The organism is Streptosporangium sp. DT93, assembly GCF_049844535.1.
Classification (GTDB): Bacteria; Actinomycetota; Actinomycetes; order Streptosporangiales; family Streptosporangiaceae; genus Streptosporangium.
Genome location: NZ_JBNCLF010000001.1, coordinates 341,731 through 349,223 on the forward strand (window position 1 = coordinate 341,731; position 7,493 = coordinate 349,223).

Annotated in this window: 4 protein-coding genes and 1 pseudogene; all 5 read left to right on the top strand. The window is 73.2% G+C overall.

Annotated features, from left to right (window positions below; translation table 11 throughout):
• Positions 1 to 3: 3 nt before the first annotated feature.
• Positions 4 to 615, top strand: coding sequence for a nucleotide exchange factor GrpE (grpE, locus tag ACLQ2R_RS01660; RefSeq protein WP_425957463.1), 612 nt, complete (start codon positions 4 to 6; stop codon positions 613 to 615).
• 34 nt (positions 616 to 649) lie between these two features.
• Positions 650 to 1,852, top strand: coding sequence for a molecular chaperone DnaJ (gene dnaJ / locus ACLQ2R_RS01665; RefSeq protein WP_425957464.1), 1,203 nt, complete (start codon positions 650 to 652; stop codon positions 1,850 to 1,852).
• Between the two features lie 2 nt (positions 1,853 to 1,854).
• A pseudogene (locus ACLQ2R_RS01670) lies at positions 1,855 to 2,107 on the top strand (heat shock protein transcriptional repressor HspR); the annotation flags it as partial.
• 214 nt (positions 2,108 to 2,321) lie between these two features.
• Positions 2,322 to 4,919, top strand: a complete 2,598-nt coding sequence (clpB, locus tag ACLQ2R_RS01675) for an ATP-dependent chaperone ClpB (RefSeq protein ID WP_425957465.1) — start codon at positions 2,322 to 2,324, stop codon at positions 4,917 to 4,919.
• 387 nt (positions 4,920 to 5,306) lie between these two features.
• Positions 5,307 to 7,373: a hypothetical protein gene (locus ACLQ2R_RS01680; RefSeq protein ID WP_425957466.1), complete on the top strand. Its 2,067-nt coding sequence runs from the start codon at positions 5,307 to 5,309 to the stop codon at positions 7,371 to 7,373.
• Positions 7,374 to 7,493 lie beyond the last annotated feature (120 nt).

The following is a 7,493-nucleotide window of genomic DNA, read 5'->3' on the forward strand; positions in this document are numbered from 1 at the left end:
AGCGTGAGCACGCGCGAGAACGGTTCCGGAGAGGAGCCGGTGATCCGCGACAACCGGAAGATCGACCCGGAGACGGGCCGGCCGCGCGAGGCGGCCCCGGCCGAGGCCACCGGTCAGGACGGCGGGGAGCAGGCCGAGGGGCCGTCCTCCCTGGCGTCCGACCTGGCCTCGATCGAGCTGGCCACCCAGCTCGCCGAGCGCACCGCGGACCTGCAGCGACTCCAGGCCGAGTATTCCAACTATCGCAAGCGGGTCGAGCGGGACCGGGTCGCGGTCAAGGAGCAGGCGGTGGCCGGCGTCCTGTCGGAGCTGCTGCCGGTCCTCGACGACATCGGCCGCGCCCGCGACCACGGGGAGCTGACCGGCGGTTTCGCCAAGGTGAGCGAGTCACTGGAGGCGGCCACCGGGAAGCTGGGGCTCAGCACCTACGGCACCAAGGGTGAGGCGTTCGATCCCACGGTGCACGAGGCCCTGATGCACAGCTACTCCTCCGACGTCACGGAGGCGACCTGCGTGGAGATCCTGCAACCCGGTTACCGGATCGGCGAGCGCGTGCTCCGCCCCGCGCGCGTCGCGGTGGCCGAGCCCGAGACGCCCGCCGCGGACGACAACTGACACCCCCACGTCTGATCTCTGAGAAGGAAGATGGATGAGCACCAAGGACTACCTGGAGAAGGACTACTACGCCGTCCTTGGTGTGCCCAAGTCCGCCACGGCAGATGAGATCAAGAAGGCGTACCGGAAGCTGGCCAGGCAGTACCACCCGGACGCCAACCCCGGCAGCTCGGAGAACTCCGCGAGCACCGCGAAGTTCAAGGAGGTCTCCGAGGCCTACGACGTCCTGTCCGACACCAAGCGCCGCAAGGAGTACGACGAGGCGCGGACGCTGTTCGGATCGGGCATCGGCGGCTACCCGGCGGGCGCGGGGGCGCCCCGCCCGGGCGCGGGCGGTTTCCCGTTCGACCTGGGAGACCTGTTCGGGGGCACCAACCAGCAGCAGAGCGGTGCCGGGGAGCGCATCGGCGACATCTTCGGCGGCCTGTTCAACCGGGGCGGCGCGAGCCGCCCCGGAGGGACGACCACGAGGGCTCGCCGGGGCCAGGACATCGAGTCCGAGGTCACCCTCAACTTCTCCGAGGCGGTCGAGGGCACCACGGTCTCGCTCCGCCTGACCAGCTCGTCGGCGTGCACCGCGTGCGGGGGCACCGGCGCCAAGGCCGGCACCACCCCGCGGGTCTGCCCGACCTGCGAGGGCACCGGGGCGGCCAGCCGCAACCTGGGCAACTTCGCCTTCTCCGAGCCGTGCCGCGACTGCAAGGGCCGCGGCCTGCTGGTGGACGACCCGTGCCCGGTGTGCGACGGGAGCGGGCGGGGCAGGAGCACCCGCACGATCCAGGCCCGCATCCCGGCCGGTGTCGGCGACGGCCAGCGCATCAAGATCAAGGCCAAGGGCGCCCCCGGTGAGAACGGCGGCCCGGCCGGTGACCTGTACGTCCAGATCCACGTCAAGCCGCACCCCGTGTTCGGCAGGACGGGTGAGAACCTGACCGTCACCGTCCCGGTCACCTTCACCGAGGCGGCGCTGGGCGCCGAGATCAAGGTCCCGATCCTCAAGGGGATGCCGGTCACCCTGCGCATCCCCGAGGGCACCCCGAACGGCCGCACCTTCCGGGTGCGCGGCAGGGGCGTGGCCCGCAAGGACGGCACCAAGGGCGACCTGCTCGCCACGATCGAGGTCCTGGTGCCCCAGACGCTCGAGGACAAGGCGCGCGGCGCCCTGGAGGAGTTCCGCGACGCCACCTCGGGAGGTGACCCGCGGGCTGACCTGATCGCACAGGCCAGGAGCGAGTAGCCATGGAAGCCAACTACTTCGATCTGTCGGACGACACACCCGTCTACGTGATCTCAGTGGCCGCCCAGCTGTCCGGTCTGCACCCGCAGACCCTGCGCCAGTACGACCGTCTCGGCCTGGTCAGTCCAGGCCGCACGGCGGGACGCGGGCGCCTGTACTCCACCCGCGACATCGTGATGCTCCGCGAGGTCCAGCGCCTCTCCCAGGAGGAGGGCATCAACCTCGCGGGCATCAAGCGCATCCTGGCCCTCGAGAACGAGGCGCTGCGGCTGCGCGACGAGAACCACCGTCTCCGCGCGGAGATGAACATGATCCGCGCCCTGATCCAATACCAGCTGCCCCCCGCCTGAGAGTCCCGTCCGGTCCCGTTCCACAGCGAACGCGCGCGGCGCACGCCGCCGTCGGGCCGGGCACGAGCGTCCGAACCGGCGGCGCGCAGCGTCGCCCTCTGCACGAAGGCCTGGTAAGCATGGACTACAAGCTCACCCAGAAGAGCCAGGAGGCCGTCTCCTCGGCCATCCGGCGGGCGGCAGCCGAAGGCAACCCCGAGGTCGCCCCGGCCCACCTGTTCACCTCGCTGCTCGCCCAGACCGGCGGCACCGCCGTGCCCCTGCTGGAGGCGGTGGGCGCCGACTGGAAGAAGCTCAGGACCGAGGCCGAGACACAGCTCGCCGCCCTGCCCAAGGCGCAGGGTTCCACGGTCGGCGCGCCGTCGAGCTCGCGGCAGCTCCTCACCGTGCTGAACACCGCGGCCCAGCGGGCCCGCAGCCTGGAGGACGAGTACGTCTCGACCGAGCACCTGCTGGTCGGCCTGGCCACCGACGGCGGCCCGATCGCCCGGCTGCTCACCTCCGCCGGCGCGAGCCCGGCCGCCCTGCTGGACGCGTTCGAGAAGGTGCGCGGGCACGCCAAGGTGACCAGCGCGACGCCCGAGGACACCTACCAGGCGCTGGAGAAGTACGGGATCGACCTGACCGAGCAGGCCAGGGCGGGCAAGCTCGACCCGGTGATCGGCCGCGACTCGGAGATCCGGCGGGTCGTCCAGGTGCTCAGCCGCCGTACCAAGAACAACCCGGTGCTCATCGGCGAGCCCGGCGTCGGCAAGACCGCGGTGGTCGAGGGACTCGCCCAGCGGATCGTGGCCGGCGACGTGCCCTCCAGCCTGCGCGACAAGCGCCTGATCGCGCTCGACCTGGGCGCCATGGTCGCCGGCGCCAAGTTCCGCGGCGAGTTCGAGGAGCGCCTCAAGGCCGTGCTCGGCGAGATCAAGGAGAGCAACGGCCAGGTCGTCACCTTCATCGACGAGCTGCACACCATGGTCGGCGCGGGTGCGGCCGAGGGCTCGATGGACGCGGGCAACATGCTCAAGCCCATGCTGGCCCGCGGCGAGCTGCGGATGATCGGCGCGACCACGCTGGACGAGTACCGCGAGCGCATCGAGAAGGACCCCGCGCTGGAGCGGCGCTTCCAGCAGGTCTACGTGGGCGAGCCCACCGTCGAGGACACCATCGCCATCCTGCGCGGGCTCAAGGGGCGCTACGAGGCGCACCACCAGGTGCAGATCGCCGACGGCGCGCTCGTGGCCGCCGCCGCGCTCTCCGACCGCTACATCACCTCCCGGTTCCTGCCGGACAAGGCGATCGACCTCGTCGACGAGGCCGCCTCCCGGCTCCGCATGGAGATCGACTCCCGTCCGGTGGAGATCGACCAGCTCCAGCGGAACGTCGACCGGATGCGGATGGAGGAGCTGGCGCTCGCCAAGGAGACCGACGAGAGCAGCCTGCAGCGGCTGGAGCGGCTCCGCAAGGAGCTCGCCGACCGCCAGGAGGAGCTCAACGCCCTGGTCGCCCGGTGGGAGCAGGAGAAGGCCGGGCTCAACCGGGTCGGCGACCTGAAGAAGCAGATCGACGAGGTGCGCGGCGCCGCCGAGCGGGCCCAGCGAGACGGTGACTTCGAGGCCGCCTCCCGGCTGATGTACGCCGAGGTGCCCAAGCTGGAGGCCGAGCTCGCCGAGGCCAGCAAGACCGCCCAGCCCGAGGACGCCATGGTCAAGGAGGAGGTCGGCTCCGACGACATCGCGCAGGTCATCTCCTCCTGGACCGGCATCCCCGCGGGACGCCTGCTGGAGGGCGAGACCAGCAAGCTGCTGCGCATGGAGGAGGAGCTCGGCAGGCGGCTGATCGGCCAGCGGCAGGCCGTCGAGGCGGTCTCCGACGCCGTACGGCGGGCGCGGGCGGGCATCTCCGACCCGGACAGGCCCACCGGCAGCTTCCTGTTCCTGGGCCCGACGGGCGTCGGCAAGACCGAGCTGGCCAAGGCGCTGGCGGACTTCCTGTTCGACGACGAGCGGGCGATGGTCCGCATCGACATGAGCGAGTACGGCGAGAAGCACAGCGTCTCGCGGCTCGTGGGCGCCCCTCCCGGCTACATCGGGTACGAGGCGGGCGGCCAGCTCACCGAGGCCGTGCGGCGCCGCCCGTACACCGTGGTGCTGCTGGACGAGGTCGAGAAGGCCCACCCCGAGGTCTTCGACATCCTGCTCCAGGTGCTCGACGACGGGCGGCTCACCGACGGTCAGGGCCGCACGGTCGACTTCCGCAACGTGATCCTGATCCTCACCTCGAACATCGGCTCGCAGTTCCTGGTGGACCCGGGCATGACCAAGGAGGCCCAGCGGACCGCCGTGATGGCCGCGGTCAGGAACGCCTTCAAGCCGGAGTTCCTCAACCGGCTCGACGACGTGATCCAGTTCGACGCGCTCGGCACCGAGGAGCTGTCCAAGATCGTCGACCTGCAGGTGACCCACCTGGCCAGGCGCCTGGCGGACCGGCGGCTCACGCTGACCGTGACCCCGGCGGCACGCGACTGGCTGGCGCTGACGGGCTTCGACCCCCTGTACGGCGCCCGCCCGCTCCGCCGCCTCGTGCAGTCCGCGATCGGCGACAGCCTGGCCAGGAAGGTGCTCTCCGGCGAGGTCCAGGACGGCGACGAGGTGCTGGTCGACCTCGATCCGGCGAGCGACTCCCTGGTGATCGGCCCGGTAAGGGCTCTGACCACGAGGGAGTGAGGACCACCGGACGGCTGATCGCGAGCGTCCTGGCGATCGGCCCGGTAAGAGCCTCCCCACGAGGGAGTGAGGACCACCGGACGGCCGATCGCGAGCGTCCTGGCGATCGGCCCGGTAAGAGCCTCCCCACGAGGGAGTGAGGACCACCAGACGGCTGATCGCGAGCGTTCTGGCGATCGGCCCGGTAAGAGCCTCCCCACGAGGGGGTGAGGACCACCAGACGGCTGATCGCGAGCGTTTGGGGGCCGGTAAGGGCTTCACCAGCATTGAGCCAAGCCGGCCCCCCGCCGAGACCCCCCTGTTACGTTCGGCATTCGTCGGATTACCGAACGCAACAGGGGGATGTGCATGTCGAACGCATCACGGAATATCCGAGGATTTCTCGCGGTGGCGGTGCTCACGGCCGGTGCAGGATGGACGATGGTCGCTCCGGCCTCGGCGGGAATGGTGCCCTGCGCCGACCCGGACGCGGTGGGGACGTCCCAGACGCCCGGGACCGCTTCGGGCGCCTGTGAAGAGGTCGTGATCCTGGAGACCACGGTCACCGGTGACACGGCGACCTCCGGTGACGAGGTTCCTCCGCCCAACGACGAACCCGAGGCACCGGCGAGCGTGGAGCCCAGGACCCCGGCGAACGCCGAGGCACCGGCCGCCCCGTCCGCCCAGGCACCGGCCGCCCCGTCCGCCGCGGCACCGTCTGCCGAGACCCCGGCCGCCGAGGCGCCGGCTGCCGAGGCACCCGTCGAGGCGCCGGCCGTTGACGAGGCTCGGCCCCAGATCGGGACCCCGGCGAGCGCCGAGGCCCCCGCCGACGTTGAGACCCCGGCCGAGGCCCCGGCCCCGGCTCCCGCCCCGGCCGACGCCATGGCACCCGCCCCGGCCGACGCCGAGGCTCAGGCCCCGACCGCTGTGGACGCCCCGGCTCCGGCCGTCGAGGCACCGGCTCCCACCGAGGCTCAGGCACCGGCTCCTGCCGACGCTCAGGCACCGGCCGCCCCCGAGGCTCAGGTCGAGGCCCCGGCTCCCGCCGAGGCACCCGCCCCCGGTGACGTCGAGGCCCCGGCCGAGGCTCCGGCCGACGCCGCTGCCCAGGCCGGCGCCGAGGCACCGGCTCCCGCCGACCAGCCCCAGGCTCAGCCTCAGCCCCAGGCCGTGACCCCGGTCCTCGCCGAGGTCGTCCGGATCCCGGTGATCGCGGAAGCCCTCCAGGCCCCCGCCCCCATCGACACGCCGGCCGAGGCTCAGGCCCCGACCGTCGACACCCCGGCTCCGGCCGTCGAGGCACCGGCTCCCACCGAGGCTCAGGCACCGGCTCCCGCCGACGCTCCGGCACCGGCTCCGGCCGACGCTCCGGCTTCGGTCGAGGCCCCGGCTCCCGCCGCTCCTGGCGACGCCGAGACGTCGGCTCAGGCCCCCGCCCCGGCTCCCGCCGAGGCACCCGCCCTCGCCGACCAGCCCCGGATCCCGGCCGACGCCGAGGCCGCCCAGAGCCCGATGACCGCGGAAGCCGAGATGCCGGCGACCGCGGACCGTCTCGCCCACACGGTCGCGCTCCCGGTTCTCCCCGAGAACGAGCAGCCGAACTCGTGGGTGAGCCTCACGGCCGGAGCGCCGAACCTCGCCGCGATGCCCGGTGAAGGCATCAGCTGGCTCCGTGCGCCGGCGCCTCCGGCGGCCGAGCAGGGCACCGAGACGACCGTCACGCCCGAGAGCGACGCGACGGCCGCCGACCCGATCCCGGCGAACACGGTGACCACCCCGGTCCCGGCCGGCATGGAGACCGACCCGGCCCCGGCCGACGCCGAGACCGGAACCGCTCCGGCTCCGGCCGACGCCGAGGCCGCTTCGGCTGAGGCCGCCCCAGCTCCGGCCGAGACCATCGGTGACGAGCAGTCCACCACCATGGAGATGACCGTCACGGACAGCTCCGCGACGACGCCGCTGGTCATCGTCCTCCCGGGAACCCCGGAGACCCCGGAGGCTGCCGCGGCCCAGGAGAGCACCACGACGCCGGAGGGTCCGGCGGCTCCCGAGGCCCCCACGGCCCCTGAGGCTCCCACAGCCCCTGAGGCTGCGCAGGCCGCCACCGCCCCCGAGGCACCGGCACCCACCGCCCCCGAGGCACCGGAGGCTCCCGCAGCCGCCATCGCCCCCGAGGCACCCGAGGCCCCCGCGGCTCCCACCGCACCGGAGGCACCCACCGCTCCCGAGGCACCCGAGGCTCCGGAGGCCCCCGCGGCTCCCATCGCCCCCGAGGCACCGGAGGCCCCCGCCGCTCCCGAGGCTCCGGAGGCCCCTGAGGCTCCCGCCGCTCCGGAGGCACCCGTCGCCCCCGAGGCACCCGAAGGACCGGAGGCCCCCACGGCTCCTGCGGCTCCCGAGGCCCCCGCGAGCGACATCGTCGCCCCGGCGCAGACCCTAGAGGCTCCCGTCTCGTCGGCGGCGAACGCGTAGGGAACGCTCCAGGAACTCGGCGCCGAGTGAAGGCCGGGTTCTGAATCACCCTCGGGGAGGGGGGGGGGGGGGGGGGGGGGCCCGCCCGCCCCCCCCCCCCGGGGGCCCCCCCCCCCCCCC

Bases quoted from the DNA above. Each gene is read 5' to 3' on its own strand.
- dnaJ (WP_425957464.1), top strand. From the start codon at position 650: ATGAGCACCAAGGACTACCTGGAGAAGGACTACTACGCCGTCCTTGGT.
- clpB (WP_425957465.1), top strand. From the start codon at position 2,322: ATGGACTACAAGCTCACCCAGAAGAGCCAGGAGGCCGTCTCCTCGGCC.